We start from the raw sequence: 24,444 nt of genomic DNA on the forward strand, positions 1-24,444 counted from the left end.
GCTATGCCGGGACTGCCCGTTACAGCAGGTCAAGCGGTTTTTGCCTTCCAAATTTCATGGAGGGGAAAAACAACAAGAGTGGCACCGCGGGAGTATAACCTCTCGTCTCTTTTTCACAGGAGACGTAGAGGTTTTTTTATTTGAAAGGAGCAGAAATTTAAGATGAGCTACAAACACCAAGTCGCTGAAAAGATTGCCGCTACGCTCTCCTCGATGGGCGTAGACACACTGACCAAAGAAGCCGTTTATGACATGCTGGAAACACCACCAAACCCTGCAATGGGCGATGTGGCCTTCCCTTGCTTCCAATTGGCAAAAGCATTGCGCAAAGCCCCACCGATGATCGCAGCAGAGCTGGCTGGACAGCTCTCCGGTGCACCATTGCGTGAATCACAAGCAGTTGGACCGTATGTGAACCTGTTCCTGGATCAAGAAAATGTGGCTGAGCAAGTAATCGGAACAATCATTACTCAAGGCAGCACATATGGAAGCAGCAATGTCGGTCTAGGACGCAAAGTACCAATCGACCTCTCCTCACCGAATATCGCCAAGCCATTTTCCATGGGTCACCTGCGCTCTACTGTAATCGGGAACGCGATTGCCAACATCATGGAAAAGCAAGGCTACGAGCCAGTGCGCATCAATCACTTGGGTGACTGGGGTACGCAGTTCGGCAAACTGATCGTCGCGTATCGCCTCTGGGGTGACGAAGCAAAGGTAAAAGCAGAACCGATCAAGGAGCTGCTCAGCCTCTACGTTCGCTTCCACGAAGAAGTCGAAAACGATTCTACTCTGGAAGACCAAGGCCGTGAATGGTTCAAAAAGCTCGAGGATGGCGACGAGGAAGCACAGCATCTGTGGAAATGGTTCCGTGATGAGTCCCTCAAGGAATTCATGAAGATCTACGACCTGATGAACGTAGCCTTCGACTCCACACACGGGGAAGCATTCTACAACGACAAAATGGATCGCGTCGTTACGTTGCTCGAGGAAAAAGGTCTCTTGACTGAATCCGACGGCGCAATGGTCGTGAACCTCGATGAATACAACATGCCGCCATGCCTGATCAAAAAATCAGACGGCGCTACCCTATACGCTACACGTGATTTGGCTGCTGCCCTCTTCCGCCACGAATCGTACGATTTTGCAAAAGCACTCTATGTCGTAGGGAACGAGCAACGCCTCCACTTCCAGCAGCTCTATAAAGTGTTGGAAAAAATGGGCTATGCGTGGTCCGCAAATATGCACCACATCCCATTCGGCATGATGCTCAAGGACGGCAAGAAAATGTCCACGCGTAAAGGGAAAGTTGTTCTCTTGGAAGAAGTGTTGGCACAAGCTATTTCTGATGTCCAAAAAGTCATCGAAGAGAAAAACCCTACGCTGTCCAATAAAGAAGAAGTGGCTCGTCAAGTCGGGGTAGGCGCAGTTATTTTCCATGACTTGAAAAACTTCCGCCTGAATGATGTCAACTTCTCCTGGGAAGAGATGCTGACCTTCGAAGGGGAAACAGGACCATACGTGCAATACGCACACGCGCGTGCTTGCTCGCTGCTGCGCAGAGGTGGTTACCAGCCAGCAACGACGGTGAACCTGGCTTCCGGCGCACTCGACAGCAAAGAGGCTTGGGCAGTGATTACCCTCTTGAACGCGTTCCCAGAGGTAATCGAACGTGCTGCCGATAACTTCGATCCGTCGCAAATCGGTAAGTATGTAATCGACCTGGCGCAAACGTTCAACAAGTTCTATGCGAATGTGCGCATCCTGGCTGAGGAAGAAGATGTGAAAGCATCCCGTCTCCAGCTCGTAGCAGCAGTCGTTGCTGTACTAAAGGAAGGTCTGCGTCTGCTCGGTCTGGCTGCTCCAGAAGAAATGTAAGAAAGAAGACGAAAAGCCGGTTGGCTTCCTCTTGTGGGGAAGCGCCGGCTTTTTTGAGTGTCCCGTGTCATCATGATTCATCTGTGGGATAATGAAACGATGGCAGATGAAAGAGGTGAGCAACGATGGGAAGAAGTGTACATTTCGGCAAGACGGATTTTACCTTGCGTCTCACTGGCTTGCATACATTCTTAGCCTTGAAGAGCACGATCACGTTACCCTACCAATCGATCAAGAATGTTCAGGTCGGTTCTTTTGTTCCGCCAAAATGGATGTTGCGACTGCCAGGGACGTCTTTTGCACCTTTGAACATATATGAAGGAAGCTTTCAGCATAAAAATGAATGGTACTTCCTTTCTTTTACCCAGACTGATTCGTTGTTGATTCTAGAAATAGAGGGGCATGTCAAATATCAGCATGTCATTGTGCAGTTGGAAAACCCAACAGAAGTAGCGGCCACATTGCGAAAATACTTACGCGAACAATAAGTCCCCTATTATGCGATCACACTTTCATGGCAAAAAGCCCCGACATATCAACGTCTGGGGCTTTTTCATTTGCATATGAAGTTTACATCGTTAAATTTTCATAGATCACTGACATCCCCATGCCACCTGCCATGCACAGCGTTACCATGCCATACTTCTCGCGACTGCGCATCATTTCGTTCATCAACGTCACTGTCAGTTTAGCACCAGTTGCTCCCACAGGGTGACCCAAGGCAATCGCGCCTCCATTGACATTCACCTTGCTCGTGTCCAGCTCCAAGCATTTGATTACAGACAAAGCCTGAGCGGCAAATGCCTCGTTCAATTCGATGAGTCCAATGTCACCCTGCGTCAATCCAGCTTTCTCCAGTGCTTTTTGCGTGGCGGGAACTGGTCCGATCCCCATCACACCAGGCTCGACTCCTGCGCTGGCAAAAGCCTTTATTTTCATGAGCGGAGTCAAACCCGCTTCCTCCGCCTTTTCACGAGACATCATCAATACAGCGGCTGCGCCGTCGTTCATCGGACACGCATTTCCGGCAGTGATGGTTCCTTCTTTTTGAAAAACACTTTTCAGCTTAGCCAGCTCTTCCAGCTTGATATCATGACGCACGGATTCATCCTGCGCAAATACGCGGGTGCCTTTGCGATCCTTGATTTCAATCGGTACGATCTCACTCTCGAACGTGCCTGCTTCGATTGCTGCTGCTGCCCTTACATGGCTCTCGTAGGCAAAACGATCCTGCTCCTCACGGGAAATACCGTACTGTACAGCCAGCCGTTCTGCGGTCATGCCCATGTGCTCACCGGTCAGCGAGCAGATCAAGCCATCGGACAAGAGGGCGTCCTCCATGGACAAATTGCCGAATTTGCTGCCCCAGCGATTCTTCACGAGGTAGGGAACATTGCTCATGGACTCCACTCCCCCCGCAATCACCACGTCCTCTTGACCTGCTGCTATGGCTAGCGCACCGTTGCCAATCGCCTTCAATCCTGAACCACACGCTTTGATGACGATGTGACCATAGACATTGCGAGGAAATCCCGCCAGCTGCGAGCTGATACGTGCAGCATTGAGTCCTCCCCCATGTACGTACCCATTGCCAAAAATCACTTCATTGACTTGTTCCTTCGGCAAATCAACCTTATTCATCAAGCCTTCCAATACTTGCCGCCCCAGCTCTGTTGCCGGTACGTCACGCAGGCTTTTCCCGAATGCACCCACTGCACTGCGCACACCCGCGACTATAACCACGTCTCTCATGCCACAGCTCCCTTTCGTTTTCTGCCATTACAGTACACGGTTTAAAAATTCTCTCGTGCGCTCTTCTTTCGGATTGTTGAAAATTTCTTGGGGTCTAGCCATCTCGATGATCTTACCTTGATTCATAAACGCAACCCAATCGGCCACTTCTTTGGCGAATCCCATTTCGTGCGTCACAATAATCATCGTCATTCCTTCTTGTGCGAGCTGCTTCATTGTCTCCAGGACTTCGCCTACCAGCTCTGGGTCAAGCGCTGAGGTTGGCTCGTCGAAGAGCATGATCTCAGGCTTCATCGCCAGTGAACGAGCAATTGCCACGCGTTGCTTTTGTCCACCGGAGAGGCTAGACGGGTAGGCGTCCGCTTTTTCAGAAAGACCTACCTTTTGCAGCAGCCGGAGCGCTTCCTGCTTCGTTTCTTCCTTATCCGCTTTCTTAGCAATCAGCGGTGCCTCCATGATGTTTTCCAGTACCGTTTTATGCGGGAACAGATTGAAGTGCTGGAACACCATGCCTACCTTTTGCCGCACTTTGGTCAAGTCATCCTTCTTCGGGTCGATGCTTTTTCCTTCGATATAGATCTCTCCGCCGTCCTTGATCTCCAGAAAATTAATGCATCGAATCAGTGTGCTTTTTCCTGATCCACTGGCACCGATCAAGACGACGACCTCACCCTTTCCGACTTGCAAGGTAACATCCTTGAGAACTTCCACTTTTCCAAAGCTTTTCTTCAAATTTTGCACGCGTATCATTTCTCTTTGCTTTTCCATCGTCTTTCCCCTCCGCTTTACGCCTCTCCTTTTGCCAGACGCTTCTCCATGATGTGGACCACATACGTAAACGCCATGACAATAACCAAGTAATAGAGCGCCACAATCAAAAAGTACGTCATTTCATCAAAGGTTTCCGCAGACAAGCGGCGGGCCAGTGAGAACAACTCATCCATGGCAATGAAAGCGGCCAGAGACGATTCCTTCAAAGACAAAATAAACTGGTTGCCAAGTGGCGGGATCGATCGTTTCATCGCTTGCGGCAAAATGATCCGACGCATAGTCTGACGAGTGGACATGCCCAGAGAAAGCCCTGCCTCCATTTGTCCTTTATCAATCGACTGAATAGAGCCCCGGAAAATCTCTGCGATATAGGCTCCGCTGTGAATCGCCAGAGCAAGCGCTGCCGACCAAAATTGACCCAGGTCAATGACTTTGTAAAAGCCGAAATACAAAACAAAAATTTGCACGACTAACGGCGTACCGCGAATGATCATGATGTACGCATTGGCTATGAAACGTGCAACTGGAAGCTTGGACACCTTTAACAAGGCGACAAACAATCCGATAATCGAGCCTACGATAACAGAAGCGATCGTCAGCTGAAATGTCAACAGCAACGGCTTCCAAAAAAACGGCAATGTCCGGAGAAACTCTTCTGTCAGATGGGCAATACTGGGCACTTGATGCCACCCCTCACTCGTAATGGAATATACTTGTTATACCAACTCACTATTCGGCTTTGCTGATGTCGCGATTAAAATACTTTTCGCTCAATTTGACGTAGGTACCATCTTCCATCATTTGCTTGAGCACTTCGTTGATCTTGTTCAGCAATTCCGTATTCCCTTTGCGCACTGCGATTCCATGCTTGACTTCCGAGAGTGGCTTCCCGCTTTTCTTAAGCTTCAAGCCTTGCCCAATGGCAATCTCCCCTACGACGCTATCAGTAATCACGACATCGTGTTTTCCCTGCTCCAATGCACGCAGAGCCGTTACATCGCTGTCATAGGTTTTGATGTTATCCGTATACTCCCGCGCCATCTTTTCATGTGTAGTACCGAGTGCAACTGCCACTTCTTTGCCTTTTAATCCTTCCAGCGTACTAATAGTCCCATCCGGGCGAACGAACAGTTGACCACCGGACAAATAGTATGGGTCTGCGAAATCAACCTGCTGCTTCCGCTCTTCTGTAATCGCATGGCTGGCAATCGCCGCATCGTAGCGACCTTCCTTTACCCCTGCGATAATACCGGAAAAAGGCGACGTGACTGGCTTTGGCTCAAGACCCAAGCGCTTTGCGATCTCATTGCCTATCTCGACATCAAATCCAGTCAATTGACCATCCTTGAAGTAGCTGAATGGCTGATATTCACCGGAAGCCGCGTATACAAATACGCCTGCCTCTTTTGTCATGGACGATGCATTACCAGCCGTAGCCCCACCCGCTTGACCTCCCGCACTGTTAGTGGAAGCGCCTTGGCTACATCCGCTTACAAGTAGTGACAACGAGAATACGACTCCTGCGATTGTTTTCCATGTTTTTTTCATCTGTTCCATCCCCCAATTCTTTGTGTTCACGCTTACATTTTCATTACTCTACCATTTGTAAATTTTCTGAAATCATCAGAGGTGCTCCGGTATTCGCGATGACGTTTTCCAAGGTGTACGGGTACATGACCTCTGTCAAAAGCAAGCCTCTTTGCGTGACCTCGATAACGGCCCTCTCGGTGATAATGAGATCGACGCAGCCCTTCGCCGTCAGCGGCAATGTGCACTCCCTGCGAATTTTGGGCTCGCCTGCCTGATTGACATGGCTCATGAGCACGATTACTTTCTTGGCATAATAGGCCAGCTCCGCTCCTCCGCCAATTCCATGAACGCGTGAGCCTGGAACAATCCAGTTTGCCAGATCTCCTCGGCGATTCACCTGCAAAGCCCCGATAAACGCTACATCCAGCTTTCTTCTTCGGATCATGCCATACGCGATGGTGCTATCGAAATAAGATGCCCCCGGAACAACGGTAACAGGTGCTCCACCTGCGTTGGAAATATGCTGGTCCTCTTCTCCCTTTAACGGCGTAGGTCCGACTCCCAAGATTCCATTCACCGAGTGAAACATGACTTGCCATTCATGCGGGATAAAATCAGCGACGAGCTCAGGTATCCCAATCCCCAAGTTCACTGCCATTCCAGGAGCGACCTCTTTGGCTGCACGCCACGCAACCATATTTCGCTGATCTATTTCCAACCCCATTAGCTGTTCCCTCCGCCACGAACCACGATATAATCCACAAAAATGCCAGGCGTCACGATTTTTTCCGGGTCCAGCTCTCCTACAGGAACGATCTCCTCCACCTCAGCGATCGTGAAATCTGCGGCCATCGCTACTAGCGGATTCAAATTTCTTGCCGCCTTGTCATAAATGAGATTTCCGTAAGTATCGGCCTGTTTCGCATAGATGATCCCTACCTCCGCTGTAAGGGCAGCTTCAATCTGACAAGTTCTTCCGGCAAAAGCAAATGGCTCTACTCCTTCCATTCGCTCTCCTCTCACATACGCATCTACAACGATTCCCGGAATGCCAACACCTCCTGCCCGAATCTTTTCTGCGAAAATTCCTTGTGGACAAAATGTCACTTCCAGCATCCCGTCCATCATTTGTTGACCTGCTTCGGGATTGGAGCCAATATGTGTGGTTATCAGCCGCCTCACCCGTCCATGACTGATCAGCTTTCCGATTCCGATTTCCGGATACCCCGCATCAATTCCGATGAGTGTCAAGCTTTGCACGCCTTTGTGCAAGATCGCATCAATCAATTGTGCTGGGGAGCCAATCGTGCCGAATCCGCCATACATCAGCCGGGTGCCATCCAGAACATGCTCCACTGCTTGTTCGTGCGTCACCAGTTTTGATAACATCGCATGCATTTCCTTATCTCTTATTCTTGGGTAAATCGCTTACGTCCAAGTATGTAATAGCAACTCTTGTGCCAAGCCTTAAAACAGCAAGAAAACGCATTCAAGCTAAAATCACTTCACTTTCACTGAGTCGAAATAGACTCACCTTTGAATCGAAAAGTAGGAAAAGTCTAACTTCTCGCTTGAATCTATTTCGACTCAAGTATTTTTAATTTCGATTCACTATACAACGATCAATTTGATCTTGTACAATCAGTTGAAAAACCGGGGAGCTACTCAACATGGAAAAAGCTGCGGAGATACTAGCACTGTCTTCTGTTGATCGTTTTATTGACATCCTGAACACACTGGCAGATGGCATATTCATTGCTGATGCACAGGGAACTACTTTATGGTTAAACAATGCGAGTGAAAACCTGTGTGGTCTACCAAAAGCCGAACTCATCGGGCAAAACGTATCTGATCTTGAAGAAATGGGGATTTTCAGTCCTTCAGTCACCCGCTTGGTTTTGGAAACGGGAAAACCGACCACAACCATTCAGCTCGTCAATAATAAGGGGAAATTCCTGGTGACTGGACATATCATCCCGGATGAGGATGGGAGACCGGAGCTGATCGTTTCCCACTCGCGCGATATAACAGAGGCAGCTCGTGCCAGTTCACAGCTGGAAGAGACAGTCGCTTTGCTAAAGCGGTACGGCGAAGAAATTCAGCTCATGAAATGGGAGGCAAACCAAAGCTCCTCCCAAACCTTGATTGGCAACAGCCGTTCCTATCTCGCCCTGCTAGAATTAATGAAAAAAGCAGCCCCTGTCGACACTACCGTGTTTATTACAGGAGAAACAGGTGTAGGAAAAAGCTATCTTGCGGAGCAAATCCACCAATTGAGCGAACGAAGAAGTGGGCCGTTCGTCCACGTCAACTGTAGCGCCATTCCCGAAACCTTGATCGAGTCAGAGCTGTTCGGCTACCACAAAGGGGCATTTACAGGGGCGAGTCACTCAGGGAAAATCGGATTAGTGAAAATGGCGGACAAAGGTACGCTTTTCTTGGATGAAATCAGCGAGCTTCCCTACCACTTGCAATCGAAATTATTGCTGCTTTTGCAAAACAAAACATTTATGCCGATCGGCGGCACCAAAACATACACAGCTGACATCCGTATCATTACGGCAACGAATGCCAACCTTCAAGAGCTCGTGCGGTTGGGCAAATTTAGGCACGACTTATACTATCGCCTTAATATTTTGCCAATCAATGTTCCGCCATTACGGGAGAGAAAGGACGATATTTTCCCTCTACTCCACCACAATTTACAGCGATTCAATAGTAAGCATAACCAGAAACGACGTTTTTCCCCGGAAGCGCTGGATGTTTTGCATCAATACGAATGGCCTGGGAATGTGCGGGAGTTGGAAAATTTGGTAGAGCGGATCGTTATTACGTCCAAGTTGGATGAAATCCAAGTCAGTGATTTGCCAGAAGAACTGCGGAGTATTCGTGAGCTGGAGGAAGGGATTCTTTCACTCGGTTCTCTTTCCCTTACAGAGCGGATGGAGAAAATTGAGATGGAATTTATTCTGCAAGCATTGCGCACGCATAAAACGACTCGCAAAACAGCAGCGGCACTCGGTATAACCCAGTCGTTACTTATGCGTCGGATTAAAAAGTATGGGATTCTGCTGGAATCTGAGGACGAGTGATTGAAAAAAAGCTGAGTCAACATAGTGGAGGAGAAGAAAAAGCGCAGTTCTCTTCGACTCTGACACGCTCGCAAGGAGGATTGACTGTCCGGCTCCACTTAAAAAAGGGGACCGTCGAGCCAAAGCCACCCTACGGGCGGATGTTTCTCAAGGAAGAAGTGTTCGACAAGCGTGGTCCCCTTTTTTAAGTTCCGACTGGGCAGGCGTTGTCAAGGTCTACGAGCCCTGCGCTTTTTCTTCTCACCAGCTTTGTTTGTTCATCGGTACTTTATAAAAAAAACTAGGAAGATCATCTTTATCTTTTCAGATTCGTTCATAAAAAAGGAGCGCTACCTCGCAGCGCTCCTTTCTTTCTTCGATTACTCCTCAATCTTCTTTGCTTTTTTGCCAAACCACGTATTGGCAACCAGCTCGACTACTTGCTTCGGCAAGGATTGTGGTGCTTGTATTTCCGTCCCAGCCTTGTCCACTGTGCGATACAGCAAAGCCTTGTCATCCGCTGGGTCAGACATGGTTTGCAGTGTCCACTCGCCGATTTGTCCGGCGTTTGTCCACTCCTCGATCATTAGCTGATACTCCCCCGGAGCCAGCTCGATGTAATCCTCGTCTGTTACATCTACAATCGCATATCCATCATGCTCGATTTCAGCATCGTATGTATTTCCGTTCGCCCCTTCGTACAGAGCGAGCTCCTCCGGGTTATTCAAGTTTTCTGTAAGATGAGTAAAATCAGCAATCGTCACCTTAATACGCTTTTTCATAGGTACCCCTCCCGTGTTGAACACATCATTTCACACTCTACCACAACATGGTCACCCCTGCCAATTGTCTCTAAGCAGACGAACATGTTTGATTTCTTCGCTATGGCCCCCTTCTGAGCCTCTCGCCGTTTCTAGGACGATAGGAAGTCCTTGCAATTCGGGTGTTTGCAAAAAAGCGGCAATGGCTGCATCACCGATCATTCCTTTTCCGATGGAGGCATGCCGATCTCGAAAGGAACTACTCGGATAAACGGAATCGTTCAGATGAACGGCACGCAAGCTCGTAAAATAATCGAGCTCTCGCATCCGATCGGCTACTTCCCCCCAATCATTTCCTTTCCACAATCCGCTGGCAAATGCATGACACGTATCCAGGCAAAAGCCTACCTTCTGTGGCTCAGCAAGCAATTGTCGAACCTGTATAAGCTCTTCGAGTGTCGTGCCCATGCGGTTGCCTTGTCCCGCATTGTTTTCGATTAACAACTGGGCTTTTCCATTCCAGCCATCCAAAATTTGATTGACCATCTGGATCATGATTTTGTAACCGGTCAGTACATCAGCGCCTTTATACTGACCAAAATGAACGACCACGCCCAACGCTCCACAAGCTTCGGCAATTTCAAAGTCATTTCGTACGGAGCCTACTGTGACGGCGAATAGCTCCTGCTCCTCGACACAAAGATTCACCGGGTATGGCGTATGAGCAATCGACAGCATGCCGTTTTGCTGACAAAAAGCGCGACATCGCTCTGCGTCCCGGGCATCGAATTGCTTGACGCTCAAGCTCCGAGGGTTTTTCGGGAAAAATTGAAATGATAACGCTCCTTCTTTGTATGCAGTTCTCGCCGCCTCCTCATACCCATGACGAATACTGACATGACAACCGATTTGCAAAGTAATCCCGCCCTTCTCTCGCTTCTTATCATTTTTCCCTCTGACCCTTCTTCTCAATCGAGCACTTGCGTTTCCCAGTCAGATCGAATAAACTGAAACTAAACCGAACGTTCAGTCTAGAAGAAGGAGCATTTCTAAAATGTCAAAGCGTCGTCTCGATGGGGAGAAAACCAAACAACATATCGTAGAGAAAGCCACCGAGTTATTTTCTCAGAAAGGCTATTCAGCCACTTCCATTGAGGACATTTGCCAAGCAACAGGAGCGAGTAAGGGCAGCCTCTATTACCACTTCAAAAACAAGGAGCAGTTGTTCCTGTATTTGCTTGAAAAGCAGTACAACGAATGGGTATATCTGTGGCAGGAAAAAGAAAAAGAATTCGAGACATCCATCGATAAACTGTACGGCTTAGCTACTTTTTTCTTGGAGGATTTTTTGTCCCACCCTCTAAAAAAAGCAGGTGAAGAGTTCTCCGGTAGCCAGCTCGCCGATCCAGTCATTTTGGAACAAGTGCTGGAAATTCTCGGCTCCACGTATACCCTCTATACTTCCCTCTTCCAAGAAGGAATCGACCGAGGCGAGTTCGCTCCATGCGATCCCGAAGAAATGGCGATGATACTGGAAGGGCTCATGAACGGAATCATTAACGTAGGTTATCAAATGGAAGACGAGCGTCTTCATGCTCTGCTGAAGAGGAGCATTGACGTTTTGCTGCATGGCATTGTTGCCAAGTAGCATTTTTTTCAACTTTTATTAGACCGGACGTTCGGTATAACTTTTCGGGAGTGAAATGACCTATGAAAGGTCTTTGGGGAAACAAGGTTTTTCTCACCGTCTTTATCACGGATACATTAGAAAATATCGGTATATGGATACGTAACATGGCCTTGCTCTACTATGTGATGGAGACGAGCGGCAACAATCCGACCGCCGTATCGCTCTTGACCGCTATCGAACTTGCGCCTATCTTGGTTTTTTCGATTATTGGTGGGGCATTAGCTGATCGCTGGAATCCGAAGCGAACGATGATAGCCGGGAACCTGTTAAGCGCCCTCTCTGTCTTGGTCATCGTGTATTTGCTCTGGCAAGGGATGTGGATCGCTGTATTCTTTGCGACATTTATCTCAGCTGTCGCGTCGCAGTTCTCCCAGCCTTCTTCTGCCAAGATGATGAAGCGTCATATTCCTGATGAGCAAGTTGCAGCAGCTGTGTCTATTTCACAAAGTACGGGTTCCATTTTTCTACTGGTTGGCCCGATTGTCGGTACCTTCTTCTTTGAACATTGGGGCATCTATCCTTCCCTGTTAACGATGGCCGTCCTCTTCTTCGTCTCGGCACTGATCCTCTTGACACTCCCTACCTCAACTGCCAGTGCAACAGAGGGAGACGGAACGCTCCTTTCTGAGATTAAAGCAGGTTTTGCCTATGTAAAAAAACGACCAGCCTTGCGCGGGCTTGCCGTTACCTTTTCGTGTCTGGGACTATCCTCGGGTCTTATCAATTCACTGGAGGTATTTGTTATCACGGATCGTCTATTACTCTCCAAGGAAGCCATTCAATGGTTTACCGCGTTAGACGGATTGGGTATGCTGTTGGGCGGTATTTTGGCTTCCATTTATCTGGACCGCCTGAATGGTCGTTGGGTCATTACAGGTGGATTGATATTCTTCGCTCTTTCCGTCGCCGTAGAAGTTCTCTCTGTTTGGGTATACGTCACCGCAGCGATGCGCTTTTTCACCGGAATTGGGATGGCATTTTTACAGATCGTAATCGGTATGTTCATGATCAAGCTCGTGGATGAAGCGTATATCGGACGAGTGAATGGAACGATTTCACCGCTCATGGTCGGGCTCATGATGATCGGTTCCTTTGCAGCAGGTCCGCTCATGCAGATGACTTCGTTGATTTCGGTATTTCTGATCGCTTCTGTCATCCTTCTGCTCGCTGCATGGGGATGTACACGAATCAAGTGGGATGTTACACAAGATGGGGCTAACCATCTTCTCGAACACAAACAAGCGCAAACTGTATCGTAAGAGAATGCGTCCAAGCAAAAAAGCTGTCCACCAAGCGGACAGCTTTTTCTAAAAAATGCTATGTTTTCACAATGAGGAGTGGTGTTTTCGTACGATGAATCGTTTTAAATGTAACACTGCCAAGCAGCGTACCTGCAACTGCGCCTTGGCCATGATGACCGAGCACAACCAGTCCAGCGTCGATTTCTTCAGCTGTCTGGCGGATCACAGTAGCTGGATCTCCAACCACGACCTTGCTTTCAAAAGGGAGCGATGCAGCTTCGAGCAGCTCCTCGCAAGGTTTTAACGTTTCACGTCCCCAACCTTCGAGTGTATTCATGTTATCCCAGCCTACACCATATACACCTGCGTATGTGACTGGTGGAATGACAACGGACAAGAGTGTAAACGATACATCCGGGAGGTGCTGCCCCATCTCAATAGCTTTTTTCGCAGCTTCCATCGAATGATCGGAGCCATCTACTGCAATGAGTACTTTATTCCAAGGGAAGCGGCTCGCATCTGTCTCCTCCGCAATGAGGAAGACCGGAACATTGACATCGTGGAGTGTCGGATAGCTGACGCTTTGCAACAGGAAGCCTGTAATGCGACCGTAGCCATGTGTTCCCATTACGATGGCAGCATAATCATTCGCAGCATGCTTCGCAATGACTTCATGTGGCTCTCCGAACTCAATCTCCAGTTCATAAGTGATACCTGCTTCTTCAACGATTGCCAGGAATTTTTTCAGATCATCTCTTGCTTCATCCAATTGATAATCTTCTACGACTTCTCTTCCCAACCTTCTGACAACATTGCGTGAAGGGAACGGCGAGATGGCATGAAGCAATGTGATATCATGCTTATTTTTGGCGTAGGCCAGCGCGAAGCGGACCGCCTGAATGGACTGCGCTGAGAAATCGACAGGGACTAGAATACGGGACATAATGACACGTCCTTCCTCTTTTTCATCTGGCAAATGTGGTGAAGCTCTATGTATCCATCTGCCTTGAGTCCATTGTAGCCCTGTGGGCCCTACGTGTATGTAGGGGTTTTCCCTGATCTTGGTAGGGATATTCCCTGATAGGGAGTCCTATTCTTTCAAGCCCTAGTCCATGACAGCGGTAATAAAAATAGTAGGCTTTTCACTCAAATCAATGTCCGTGATCTCATGATCATCCACCATCCGCCGATTCGCCTGCTGCTCTCTTCGAATGACCCGAACGACTGGGCGCGAAGGCAAGCCTCTATTTTGGTCAATGATCACACCGATCTCTCCTGTCGACAGCTTCAGCGAGGTTCCTGTTGGGTACATGGCAATCGAGCGCAAAAAATGAATGACCATTTTAAGATCAAAGCGTTTCTCCGCTAGCCCCATGACTTTTTCGCAAGCCTCATACGCAGGCAACGTCTCTTCTTCCTCTGAAAAAGGAGAGACGAGATTATCATAGTAGTTACAAATCGCAACAATCTTGGCGAAATCATGAATCTCATCGCCAGTCAGGCCTCTTGGCTGCCCACTACCATCCACCCATTCATGATGCTGCAAAGGAACGTGTGCGGAAACAATGCTCATTTCATGTTTTTTTCGCAACAGATCAAAGCCCAGCCACGTATGATGATTGGTCTTGCTGTTCTTTTTGTAGGCTGGGGCTTCCTTGTCGACTGACAGCTTCCCGATGTCATGCAAGAGCGCTCCGATAGCGAGCTCTTTTAGTTGAGCTGTATTATAGCCTAAACCTACGCCCATAACTGTTGCCATCATGCACACATTCAAGGAATGAATGTACATAGCGTTGTCGGTCGTGCGAATCTCTCCCAGATTCAAGAGCACGCGACGATTTCTCAAGGTTTCGTCGATGATACTCCCCACTGATTTTTGAATGCCACGAACATCAAAATTTTTTCCAGTCTGCACACACGAAATCGCTTGTGACAGATTGCGAATGGCGTCCTTCCGAGTCGTCTCCGTGACGACCTCCTGCTCTTTCACTTCATCGAGCAGTGGGTCTTTGATACTTAACATCGTGACGCCGAACCGACGCAATTTATTAATCATTCCGACAGTCAGCTGGACACCTGCATGCAAGAGCGTTAAGCCCTCGCTTGTATAAATGCTTCGAGCCAAAACGTCTCCTGGCTCTACTAGGTCTACATTCACATATTTCATGGGGTCTTTCCTCCTGATTCCATCCTCCCCTGATGCTTCTTCCCTATCTTCGCTTTGGAAAAACCTGTTTCGCATGATTTTGCCGAAAAAACATCCACGGGACTGATGTTTCCTCATTTTTCACTTGTTCCTGCCAAGACCTAGCCATGTACAAAGCCCAAAAAATTGGGTACGAGCATCATGGAAGCCTTGTCTGTAATAATGCTCTAGCTTATCCTCTTGACGTTCAAAACCTCGTAGAAAAGTACCCACTGGTGGTGCGATGACAAACGCTCTGCCTTCCTTCTGCATTTCTTTGATCTGCTCAATCGTCTCGTAATAGGTACGATAATGACGAATGAATGCTTGGCACAAGCGCGTACTTCTGGAAAAAAGACGCTCGACACGCGAAAGCTGGCGCATCCACTCACCTGGCGGACAAGAAGAAGTAAGCACAATAATATGCTTTTGATTACCATCAAGCATGGACTTCATGAAAGGGACTGGATGCACGATGCCACCATCCCATAGCTTACGTCCGTTAATCGTAACCTTAGGTGATAGAAACGGAAGACTGCACGAAGCCCGAATCACATGGAAAATATCCTCACAGTCGTCTTTCGTAAAGTAAACGGCTTCTCCTGACGCGCAATCTGTTGTGACGACGACAAACCGTTCCTTCGCTTCGCGAAACTGATCAAAGGCGAATGGCTCCAACTTGTTGGGCATCTCATTGAAAATAAAATCCATGCCAAACAGCGAGCGCTTCGTGATCAAATTTTTATAGTGAAAGTAGCGGGGGTCGCGAATGTATTTCATATGATAAATCTTGCCCAATCCGTGCTGCCTCGCCAAGTATGCCGCTCCATTGCACGCACCTGCTGACACGGCAATCACATACGGGATATATAGCTCCTGCTCCATGAAGTAATCCAGAACGCCAGCGGTATAAATCCCACGGCTTCCCCCTCCCTGCAAAACGAGCCCGACCTTTTCCATACCAATCACCCATTTTTGATGTCGTTTATCCGTAGTATGAATGGTTGGCCACCGAAACATGCAGAGCGTGATCGTGCCAATCAAAAAACGACCCTCAAACGGGGTCGCCACTCAATCGTCTTTTTTCATCATGCTGTACTGATCACGGACCATTGCTACGTTTTCCCCTTGCTGCGTCAACTCCAGCTTATAGAGGATATCGGCAAGCACCGCTGCATAGATCAAGGTTAATTCCCCGGTATTGACCGGCTCTCGAAAGTAGCTCCCGATCATTTCATAGCCTTTTCGCTTATAGGATTCAGTATCTTCCTCTTCCAGTGCTTCACATAACTCTTCTATCAGATCATCCAGTGCCAGCCTTGCGCGCTCATATACATCTGGCTGGTCATGTGATAAAGCGTCTGACTCTTTCGTCCTACCCACTTACCCCCTCCTCCTTCTACTCCTATAGTGGGGCACGCGGAGAGGCTTTATGCAGATTCTTGTTCCGTTTTCTTCGCAGGTGGAACTCGGATTCCCGTCAACGCCTGAAACAGTACACGTTGATACTTCATCTCAGCATCAGGATCAGGCCGATCCAGTAGTGTTCCGAGCACAGCTCCTAAAAAGCCGAGTGGTATAGAGACCAATCCCGGATTCGTCAGTGGAAAAAGTGGCTCCGCACGGATAAGTCCGGTGAGGGGATGCATAACAGTCGGTCCTAAAATGACCAGTACCACTGATGCCGTTAACCCAGTCAGGACGCCACAAATGGCTCCACGCACGGTAAACCGCTTCCAATACAACGTAAACAACAGCAGTGGCAAATTGGATGATGCTGCTACCGCAAACGTCAGCGCAACAAGAATTGCCACGTTCATTTTTTCTGCACCGATAGCCAACCAAATAGAGATCACACCCACTGCCACTGACGAAAGCTTTGCCATGGTGACCTGTTCTTTTTCCGATGCCACCCCTCGTCTGATCAGATGACTGTAGACGTCATGTGCAAACGCAGAAGAGGCGGAGAGCACGAGCCCTGTCACAACTGCCAATATCGTCGCGAAGGCAACGGCTGCAATGTACGCCATCAAAAACTCTCCACCGAGAGCATCTGCCAAGAGCGTAACGGTCAGATTCCCCCCAAAGCCCACATTTCTCAATGCCTCGTAGCCTACAAACGTGCTCGCCCCGAACCCGAGGAAGATCGTCATCAAATAAAAGGCGCCGATGACCCACGTAGCGGTGTAAATCGAATTACGAGTCGTCTTTGCGTCCTTGACTGTGAATAACCGGGAGATAATATGCGGGAGTCCGGCGGTACCGAGAAGCAAAGCCAGATGCAGGGAGATCGTTTCCAGCGGATCATGAAGTTGATTACCCGGCTGTAAGAACTGTTCCTGTAGAGGTGTAATCGTACTCACATGTGAAAACATTTCGGAGAAGCTCCAATTAAAACGGGCAAACACGATCAGACTTAGGATCAATGTCCCTGTCAGCAGCAAAATCGCTTTAATAATCTGAACCCAGGAGGTCGCCACCATCCCGCCGAACACGACGTAAAATGTCATCAGGCTCCCAACAATCAGGACAGCCGTATCGTAACGAACTCCTAATAAATAATGAATGAGGGCACCTGCCCCAACTAATTGCGCCAGCATGTAAAAAATCGTAATTAGTAGAGTCGTACAGGCAACAACGCCACGCAGCCAAAGACTGTCAAACCTGACGGCAATCGCGTCTGCCAGCGTATAGCGCCCCAAATTATGCAAAGGCTCCGCAACTAAAAACAAAATAATCAGATAAGAAACAAAAAAGCCTATCGCATACACGAACCCGTCAAAGCCGTACATCGCAATCGTTCCCGCAATCCCCAAAAACGAGGCAGCACTCATGTAATCGCCTGCAATGGCAATGCCATTTTGTAACCCGTTTAAACGATTTCCTGCTGCATAGAAGTCTTTCGTCGTCCCCGTCTGTTTGGCAGCCGAATAAGTGATGGCCATCGTTCCGATAATGACGGCAAGGAAAAAGATGATCGTCGTCACGGACAATACCTCTCCCTTCTTGCAAAAATGAAAAAAAGACCAGGGGTTACCCCCAGCCTTCTCTTCGTGGCATGAGCTTCCTACGTTTACTGTTTCTACGCTGAATCTTTCATTCCTGTATTCGCTTTCACCAAAATTTCATCGTACTTCTTATCATCACGGGAGCTGGACAACAAGGTTCCGATCCATGCTGCCAAAAACCCTAACGGGATCGAGACAATGCCCGGATTCGGCAACGGGAACAGCGCTTCGCCGACCAAAATGGCTTTTCCAGCTACAGGATTCCAAACGTTCGGACTCAACGCAACCAGAATGAGAGAGCTGAACAAGCCAACCAGCATCCCGCTGATTGCTCCTGCCGTATTGAACCTTTTCCAGAAAATCGTGAACAAAATCACTGGTAGATTTGCACTCGCCGCTACTGCGAAAGCCAGCGCAACAAGGAAAGCCACGTTCAGATTTTGCGCAAACAAGGCGAGCAAGATAGAGACAATCGAGACGCCGACAGACGCCCATTTGGCCATCTTCATTTGCTCCTTTTCTGTTGCTTTTCCTTGTCGTAATACGTGTCCGTAAAAGTCGTGAGCAAAGGCAGAAGCGGCAGTCAGCACCAGCCCAGCCACTACCGCGAGAATGGTAGCAAAAGCAACCGCAGATACGAAGGCGAACAAGAAGTTACCGCCTAGTGCTTGCGCTAACAGTGGAGCTCCCATGTTACCTGCGGGGTCCATATTCCCCGCTCCTACAAACGCTGCCGCTCCGAAGCCGAGGAAGATCGTCATGACATAAAAGGCACCAATGATCCACGTCGCGTACACAACTGATTTGCGAGCAGTCGTAGCATCTTTTACAGTGAAGAAACGAATCAAAATATGCGGCAACCCTGCTGTTCCGAGCACAAGCGCGAGATTCAGTGAAAGCGTATCGAGCCCCACTTTAAACTTGTTGCCAGGATTGAGGAATTGCTCTCCCAATGGGGTCACCGTCTTCATTTGCTCGAACATTTTCAAGAGATTAAAATCGAATTTGGCAAAAACCATCATAGAGATGATGAATGTCCCGACCATTAACAAAACCGCTTTGACGATCTGCACCCACGAGGTTGCTGTCATCCCGCCGAACACGACGTAGATCGTCATCAATGCCCCTACGATCAATACAGATGTCGTGTAATCCAGCCCCAACAGCAGCTTGATCAAGGCCCCTGCTCCGACCAATTGCGCAATCATATAAAAAATCGAGATCGCAATCGAATTGAGAGCGGCGACACCACGAACCTTTTTATTGTCAAAACGCGCAGCTATCATATCGGCCATCGTGTATTTTCCTAAATTACGCAAAGGCTCTGCTACCAAGTAGAGCACAACGAGATACGCAACAAGAAAACCGATACTGTAGAAAAAGCCATCAAATCCGCTCAATGCAATCATCCCGGCAATTCCCAGAAAGGAAGCAGCGGACATGTAATCTCCCGCAATCGCGAGGCCGTTTTGCCAACCCGTCAAGCCGCCTCCAGCGGTATAAAACTCACTAGTTGTGTTCGTCTTTTTCGAAGCGTAAAAGGTGATGACAAGTGTCAAAAGAACAATGCCGAGAAAGAGTAAAAATGCAGTAACGTTCATTAGCTCCTTCCACCTGCCTCTTGTTTGATTTTCTCTACGAGTTGATCAAACTGCTCTGCCCGCCTGGTGTACAGAATACAGAGACCCCATGTCATGACGAACTGAGCAAAGGCAAATACCCACGCCCACGAAATGGCTCCAAACGCTGGTTGATTCAGTACGGTGAAGTAGGAGGTTAAAATCGGAAGGGTAAAGTAAAACACGAAGAAAAAAATAGAAGATGGCAAAATAAACGCTTTTTTTCTTCTTAAGAGTTCTTTGAAAGTGGCTGACTGAATCACTTTTGCATAATCAACAGCATCCTTCTTCTGATCCTCGGCTTTTTTTGCCGAAGCGAATTTGCCCATAGGAACCTCCCCCTCATCTACAAAAATGTAAGCGCTTCCTACATTGTAGAGAATCCTTTTCTAACCGTGTATTTTTCTGCGTAAGATGTCGGGGAGAGTGTGTCAGTGGCAGATTTTTAGCCACGATCTGCAAACGATTGATCACCAGGCTTACTCCTCAAGACGTTTGAGTAAATCCTTGGCGGAGGTCCGAGATACGGGAATACGAGGTCTTCCGTCTCCCTTCAGAATCAAATTGTAGGCACCGTTGAACCATGGTTCGAGCTCACTCACGAATTGTAGATTGACCAAATAGCTCTTGTGGGTACGGAAAAAGTCGTATGCGAAAAGCTTATCCGCCAGTTGTGTCAGGGTCATCCGCGTCGAGTAGGTTGCCGTTTGGGTGACGATTTGCACATATCGCTCCTCCCGCACTGCATATACAATCGTCGCTGGATCAATGACCACTAATCTGCTATTGTCTTCTACCAACAGCTTGGTTCGTTTTGTCTGGACAGGCTCTGCTTTTGGCTTGACCAGACGCTCGCGTATTCGTTGCATCGTTTCTACCAGCCGCTTGGGCTCTGTAGGCTTCAACAAATAATCGACGGCGTACAGCTTAAACGCATCGATGGCAAATTCCTCGTACGCGGTACAAAAAACGATGAGGGGGTGCTGCTTGCGTGATGCGAGCATTCTTGCTGCCTGCGCTCCCTCCAGCTCAGGCATTTTCATATCCAGGAAGACGACATCCGGTTCGTGCACATCGACCATTTCCAACAGCTCTCGCCCGTTGGTGGCATACGGCAACAGTTCTACGTCTCCTTCTTGTAGCAATAAATAGCTCAGTTCTTCGCGTGCTAGTCGCTCGTCTTCTGCAATCATGACGCGTATTGGCATCAGGCACTCACCTCTGTTGTAATTGGAATGGTAAAGGTAATCGTACTCCCACCTTCTTGTTTATTGGCAAAATGAAGTTGGGCCTCTTGTCCACACAAGCTGATCAGACGTTGGTTGACATTATGGATGCCAATTCCGTTGCCCTCCTTACTCTCCATTGGCACCTTTCCCAGAACTGGCAACAAGTTGTCGGGAAAGCCTTCGCCATTATCTTCGATTTGAAAAACAACGTACACATCCTGCCGTTTCACATGGAGGATGATCTCACCGCCGTTCGTGATGTCGCGAACACCATGCTGAATGCAATTCTCAAATAACGGCTGCAACGTGCCAGGAGGAATTAGGGCTTCCTCTACCCCCGCATCAATGATCGTACGAACAGCGAATTGCTCGGAAAATCTGATTTTGATAATTTCCAAATAAGCATGCAGGTGATCTAGCTCCTGTCTCACAGTGACAAGCGGACTCGCTGTGAGCTTTAGGTTGAATCGCATGAACACGCCAAGCTGAATGGTCATATGCCGGGCTAGCTGTGGATCAATTCGTATCAAGGTCACAATTGAATTCAATGTGTTGAACAAAAAGTGAGGATGAATCTGTGCCTGTAGCATCCGCAACTCTGCATCCTTCATTAAACCTTTCATTTGCTCCGTGAGCGATAGGGTCAATTGATTGGAGATTAGGTTGCCTAGCCCTTTTGCTAGTGCTTCCTGGACTTTTCCTATTTGTTGCGGCCTCCGATAATAGAGTTTAATCAGACCGACGACGCTGTCTCCCTCTTTAATCGGCACGAGAATCGCTGCATGCAGGTTACAATTTTTGCGCTTGCACCCGACACTCTCTCGCGTGAATCCCTTATCGATTCCACCGCTATACAGAGCCCGCTTATCGAGCTCACTCTTGAGAGCTTCTCCCGGATGATGATGATCTGCCCCCACTCCAACGTGCGCAAGAAGCTGTTCTCGATCGGTGACTGCAACGGCGGCTGCTTTCGTTTCTTTTTGTAAGACGAGGGCTGCTGACTGAGCCGTTTGCGGGGTAAGCCCCCTTTTCAGATGTGGCAAAATTCTTTCCGCTATCGTAAAGGAACGCTCCGCCTCAATGGCAGCCGAACGCTCTGCCTCTTGCAAGGCAACCCGTATCATCGTCGTAAAAATCGCAATCGAAACACTGTTCGTCAACACCATCGGAATCCCAATCACGTTGACCATGGTTCGCGCCAACTCGGGCGGAGCTGCCATGATCAATAAAAGCGACATCTGAATAATGGGCGCGAACATGCCGATGAACATGGCTTTGGACGGAGAAATAACCCTCTCCTGTGAGAAGAAACGCGCTACGTATCCTGCCAGCAACCCCGTGATCGGGATCGACAAGCCCATCGGTGCTGCGGCGAATCCTCCCAATTGAAAGACATGAAGCCCAGCAATGACACCTGCCCCCAGGCCAACGAGAGGCCCTCCGAGCAAACCTCCAATGACGACCCCTACCAAAGTAGAATTGGCGATAATTTCGTCATCCGACAAACGAAAAATCCAAAAAGCCGGGAGATAGCTCTCCCCTTGCACGACCACTCCTGCATATGTACCTGCAATCCCAAACAATCCGAACATGAGGGAAAATGCGATTGACGTCCCTACGTGCAGTTCGCGGTCTAAAAGCTGGCGAAACAACGGCGTCCTTGTCAAAATAAATGCTAGCGTCAAAAGAATACCCATTCTTTCAATGAGCAATAACGTGAGATTGTCCACCGCAGCCTCCATTAGTTTAAATCTTCTATAAATTCCGCATATTACCCTCATTTCCCTGCTGGACAGACAACCTCGCTAGGCTGATTGCATACGCTGTGTGTGCAATGCTTCAGGAGAAGGGTGATCATACCATGTGTGGAATTGTAGGATGGATTGATTGGGAAAAGGACTTATCTGGTGAACGTAATGTGCTGCAAAAAATGACCCAATGCCTCAAGGATCGAGGCCCTGATGCAGAAGGCTTTTGGCTGACTCCTCGTGCGGCCCTCGGTCATCGTCGCCTTGTGGTCGTAGATCCCGCTGGCGGACAGCAGCCTATGTCGGCTCTCATAAACGAACATGCCTGCACCATGATTTACAATGGTGAATTGTATAATACCGAGGATTTGCGAGCAGAACTGCTTGCTTGCGGACATACCTTTCAATCTCACTCGGATACGGAGGTACTTTTGCACACGTATTTGGAGTGGGGTCCAGATTGTCTGCGAAAGCTAAACGGCATCTTTGCTTTTGCCATCTGGGACGAACGCAAACAAAGATTGTTTGTCGGCCGTGACCGAATGGGGGTTAAGCCGCTGTTTTATGCGCAAAGAGGCAGTGCATTTCTGCTCGCCTCTGAGCTAAAAGCCTTGCTTGCTCACCCCGAAGTCAAACCAGAGCTCTCTCGTGAAGGCTTGGCGGAGGTTTTCGGAATCAGTCCCGCTCGTACGCCTGGCCATGGTGTTTTTCACAACGTACATGAGGTTCGGCCCGGCTCCTATCTGGTGGTGACGCGTGATAGCGTCAAGCAAAAACGTTACTGGCAGCTCGAAAGCCATCCACATACGGATGACCTGGAGACAACTGCTGAACGTGTCAGGGAGTTAGTCACGGATTCGATTGAACGCCAATTGGTTGCGGATGTGCCCGTTTCGACCCTCTTGTCAGGTGGGTTAGACTCGAGCATTATAACAGCGGTTGCGGCAGACCATTTTCAAAAAACAGGTCGTGGAACCCTGCACAGCTACTCCATTGATTACGTAGACAACCGAAAACATTTCAAGTCGAGTGCTTTTCAACCGAATGAGGATGAACCTTATGTGCAACTCGTTACAAAGTTTCTCGGAACCCTGCATCACACGATTGAGTTCGACACAGACGATTTGATTGAATCCCTGAAAACAGCGACACTCGCACGCGACTTGCCGGGGATGGCTGATGTGGATGCGTCTCTTTACCTGTTTTGCCGCGAAATAAAAAAAGAGACGACCGTCGTCCTCTCTGGAGAATGCGCAGATGAAGTATTTGGCGGGTATCCGTGGTTTCATCGCGAGGAACTGTTGAATGCCGGAACGTTCCCTTGGTCGAGAGCGACGAAAGAACGTTCCTCCTGGCTATCACCTGATCTTCGTGATTGGGTAAAACCCGAGGAATACGTTGCCATGCGATATGAGGAATCTCTCGATGAAGTCCCACATCTACCAGGCGAAGATCCGCTCGAAGCTCGCCGACGGGAAATGTTTTATTTGAATATCACGTGGTTTATGAACACGCTGTTGGATCGCAAAGACCGAATGAGTATGGCTGCCAGTCTGGAAGCGCGCGTTCCGTTCTGTGACCACCGCATCGTGGAATACGTCTGGAACATCCCGTGGGATATGAAGACGCACGGGAATCGGGAAAAAGGAATTTTGAGAAAAGCTATGGAAGGAATCTTGCCGGACGAGGTGCTGTATCGCAAGAAAAGCCCGTACCCGAAAACACATAATCCCGCCTATACGGAAGCTGTTCGCTCTTGGCTACTGGATATATTAAACGACTCTTCCTCTCCACTGCTTCAACTGGTGGATGTTCCAACGATTCGAAAAATTGCCGAGTCAGATGCACAGGCTTCGAGCATTCCGTTTTTCGGTCAGCTCATGAGTACACCTCAGTTGTTCGCCTATCTCGGTCAGCTGGATTATTGGCTGCGGGAGTACCGTGTTTCCATTCGAGCCTAA

The 24,444-nt window shown here is 48.6% G+C and carries 23 protein-coding genes and 1 other annotated feature (1 of these 24 running past the window's edge); of the genes, 6 read left to right on the plus strand and 17 right to left on the minus strand.

Going from position 1 to position 24,444, the window contains the following annotated elements:
• Positions 1–113: a binding site (T-box leader), on the plus strand (it extends 152 nt beyond the left edge of the window).
• Positions 114–162: 49 nt separating this feature from the next.
• Both argS and ACQ5DJ_RS15125 read left to right on the plus strand, forming a co-directional pair.
• A complete protein-coding gene (gene argS, locus ACQ5DJ_RS15120) occupies positions 163–1,878 on the plus strand; it encodes an arginine--tRNA ligase (protein ID WP_429843192.1) in 1,716 nt (571 codons plus the stop codon).
• 125 nt (positions 1,879–2,003) lie between these two features.
• The gene (locus tag ACQ5DJ_RS15125) at positions 2,004–2,366 is read left to right on the plus strand and encodes a hypothetical protein (RefSeq protein ID WP_429843193.1); all 363 of its coding nucleotides are present in this window, start codon (positions 2,004–2,006) and stop codon (positions 2,364–2,366) included.
• Positions 2,367–2,448: 82 nt separating this feature from the next.
• Here the strand turns inward: ACQ5DJ_RS15125 and ACQ5DJ_RS15130 are convergent, their stop codons facing one another.
• From ACQ5DJ_RS15130 to ACQ5DJ_RS15155, 6 genes are read right to left on the minus strand one after another with little or no spacing between them, the layout of a single operon-like run.
• A complete protein-coding gene (locus ACQ5DJ_RS15130; protein ID WP_429843194.1) occupies positions 2,449–3,630 on the minus strand; it encodes a thiolase family protein in 1,182 nt (393 codons plus the stop codon).
• A 27-nt stretch (positions 3,631–3,657) separates the two neighbouring features.
• The gene (locus ACQ5DJ_RS15135) at positions 3,658–4,398 is read right to left on the minus strand and encodes an amino acid ABC transporter ATP-binding protein (RefSeq protein ID WP_144616442.1); all 741 of its coding nucleotides are present in this window, start codon (positions 4,396–4,398) and stop codon (positions 3,658–3,660) included.
• Between the two features lie 17 nt (positions 4,399–4,415).
• On the minus strand, positions 4,416–5,081 hold the full coding sequence (locus ACQ5DJ_RS15140) for an amino acid ABC transporter permease (RefSeq protein ID WP_106833467.1): 666 nt from the start codon (positions 5,079–5,081) through the stop codon (positions 4,416–4,418).
• Positions 5,082–5,130: 49 nt separating this feature from the next.
• Positions 5,131–5,949, minus strand: coding sequence for an ABC transporter substrate-binding protein (locus ACQ5DJ_RS15145; RefSeq protein WP_429843195.1), 819 nt, complete (start codon positions 5,947–5,949; stop codon positions 5,131–5,133).
• A gap of 43 nt (positions 5,950–5,992) precedes the next feature.
• Positions 5,993–6,655 carry a 3-oxoacid CoA-transferase subunit B gene (locus ACQ5DJ_RS15150; protein WP_429843196.1) on the minus strand — a complete coding sequence of 221 codons (663 nt, stop codon included), beginning with the start codon at positions 6,653–6,655 and terminating at the stop codon, positions 5,993–5,995.
• The gene (locus ACQ5DJ_RS15155; RefSeq protein WP_429843197.1) at positions 6,655–7,320 is read right to left on the minus strand and encodes a CoA transferase subunit A; all 666 of its coding nucleotides are present in this window, start codon (positions 7,318–7,320) and stop codon (positions 6,655–6,657) included. The genes ACQ5DJ_RS15150 and ACQ5DJ_RS15155 overlap by 1 nt, the downstream gene beginning before the upstream one ends.
• Before the next feature lie 281 nt (positions 7,321–7,601).
• On the opposite strand from ACQ5DJ_RS15155, the gene ACQ5DJ_RS15160 reads away from it, so the two are divergent.
• Positions 7,602–9,023 (plus strand): sigma-54 interaction domain-containing protein, encoded by a 1,422-nt coding sequence (locus ACQ5DJ_RS15160; RefSeq protein ID WP_429843198.1) that lies wholly within the window; start codon positions 7,602–7,604, stop codon positions 9,021–9,023.
• Positions 9,024–9,382: 359 nt separating this feature from the next.
• On the opposite strand, the gene ACQ5DJ_RS15165 is transcribed toward ACQ5DJ_RS15160, so the two are convergent.
• Together ACQ5DJ_RS15165 and ACQ5DJ_RS15170 are read right to left on the minus strand one after the other, a co-directional pair.
• On the minus strand, positions 9,383–9,784 hold the full coding sequence (locus ACQ5DJ_RS15165; RefSeq protein WP_173620325.1) for a hypothetical protein: 402 nt from the start codon (positions 9,782–9,784) through the stop codon (positions 9,383–9,385).
• A gap of 51 nt (positions 9,785–9,835) precedes the next feature.
• Positions 9,836–10,678 (minus strand): deoxyribonuclease IV, encoded by an 843-nt coding sequence (locus tag ACQ5DJ_RS15170; RefSeq protein WP_429843303.1) that lies wholly within the window; start codon positions 10,676–10,678, stop codon positions 9,836–9,838.
• A gap of 139 nt (positions 10,679–10,817) precedes the next feature.
• Between ACQ5DJ_RS15170 and ACQ5DJ_RS15175 the strand changes: the two genes are divergently transcribed.
• Positions 10,818–11,411, plus strand: a complete 594-nt coding sequence (locus ACQ5DJ_RS15175; protein WP_429843199.1) for a TetR/AcrR family transcriptional regulator — start codon at positions 10,818–10,820, stop codon at positions 11,409–11,411.
• Positions 11,412–11,473: 62 nt separating this feature from the next.
• A complete protein-coding gene (locus ACQ5DJ_RS15180) occupies positions 11,474–12,712 on the plus strand; it encodes an MFS transporter (RefSeq protein ID WP_429843200.1) in 1,239 nt (412 codons plus the stop codon).
• A 58-nt stretch (positions 12,713–12,770) separates the two neighbouring features.
• On the opposite strand, the gene ACQ5DJ_RS15185 is transcribed toward ACQ5DJ_RS15180, so the two are convergent.
• The 9 genes from ACQ5DJ_RS15185 to ACQ5DJ_RS15225 form a co-directional block, all read right to left on the minus strand.
• Positions 12,771–13,637 carry a universal stress protein gene (locus ACQ5DJ_RS15185; protein WP_429843201.1) on the minus strand — a complete coding sequence of 289 codons (867 nt, stop codon included), beginning with the start codon at positions 13,635–13,637 and terminating at the stop codon, positions 12,771–12,773.
• A gap of 162 nt (positions 13,638–13,799) precedes the next feature.
• On the minus strand, positions 13,800–14,861 hold the full coding sequence (locus tag ACQ5DJ_RS15190) for an HD-GYP domain-containing protein (protein WP_429843202.1): 1,062 nt from the start codon (positions 14,859–14,861) through the stop codon (positions 13,800–13,802).
• Positions 14,862–14,981: 120 nt separating this feature from the next.
• The gene (locus tag ACQ5DJ_RS15195) at positions 14,982–15,923 is read right to left on the minus strand and encodes a patatin-like phospholipase family protein (RefSeq protein ID WP_429843203.1); all 942 of its coding nucleotides are present in this window, start codon (positions 15,921–15,923) and stop codon (positions 14,982–14,984) included.
• 27 nt (positions 15,924–15,950) lie between these two features.
• On the minus strand, positions 15,951–16,262 hold the full coding sequence (locus ACQ5DJ_RS15200; protein WP_429843204.1) for a hypothetical protein: 312 nt from the start codon (positions 16,260–16,262) through the stop codon (positions 15,951–15,953).
• A gap of 47 nt (positions 16,263–16,309) precedes the next feature.
• Entirely contained in the window at positions 16,310–17,872 is a 1,563-nt protein-coding gene (locus ACQ5DJ_RS15205) for a solute symporter family protein (RefSeq protein ID WP_429843205.1), read from the minus strand.
• Between the two features lie 89 nt (positions 17,873–17,961).
• The gene (locus ACQ5DJ_RS15210; protein WP_017247859.1) at positions 17,962–19,488 is read right to left on the minus strand and encodes a solute symporter family protein; all 1,527 of its coding nucleotides are present in this window, start codon (positions 19,486–19,488) and stop codon (positions 17,962–17,964) included.
• Positions 19,488–19,835, minus strand: a complete 348-nt coding sequence (locus ACQ5DJ_RS15215; RefSeq protein ID WP_429843206.1) for a DUF485 domain-containing protein — start codon at positions 19,833–19,835, stop codon at positions 19,488–19,490. Before ACQ5DJ_RS15215 ends, ACQ5DJ_RS15210 begins: the two co-directional genes overlap by 1 nt.
• 150 nt (positions 19,836–19,985) lie before the next feature.
• Complete coding sequence (locus ACQ5DJ_RS15220; RefSeq protein ID WP_429843207.1) at positions 19,986–20,714, minus strand: LytR/AlgR family response regulator transcription factor; 729 nt, start codon at positions 20,712–20,714, stop codon at positions 19,986–19,988.
• Positions 20,714–22,465, minus strand: coding sequence for a LytS/YhcK type 5TM receptor domain-containing protein (locus ACQ5DJ_RS15225; RefSeq protein ID WP_429843208.1), 1,752 nt, complete (start codon positions 22,463–22,465; stop codon positions 20,714–20,716). Before ACQ5DJ_RS15225 ends, ACQ5DJ_RS15220 begins: the two co-directional genes overlap by 1 nt.
• A gap of 131 nt (positions 22,466–22,596) precedes the next feature.
• On the opposite strand from ACQ5DJ_RS15225, the gene asnB reads away from it, so the two are divergent.
• Positions 22,597–24,444 carry an asparagine synthase (glutamine-hydrolyzing) gene (gene asnB, locus ACQ5DJ_RS15230; RefSeq protein ID WP_429843209.1) on the plus strand — a complete coding sequence of 616 codons (1,848 nt, stop codon included), beginning with the start codon at positions 22,597–22,599 and terminating at the stop codon, positions 24,442–24,444.

This window comes from Brevibacillus sp. FIR094, assembly GCF_050477165.1.
In the GTDB taxonomy this organism is placed as follows: domain Bacteria; phylum Bacillota; class Bacilli; order Brevibacillales; family Brevibacillaceae; genus Brevibacillus.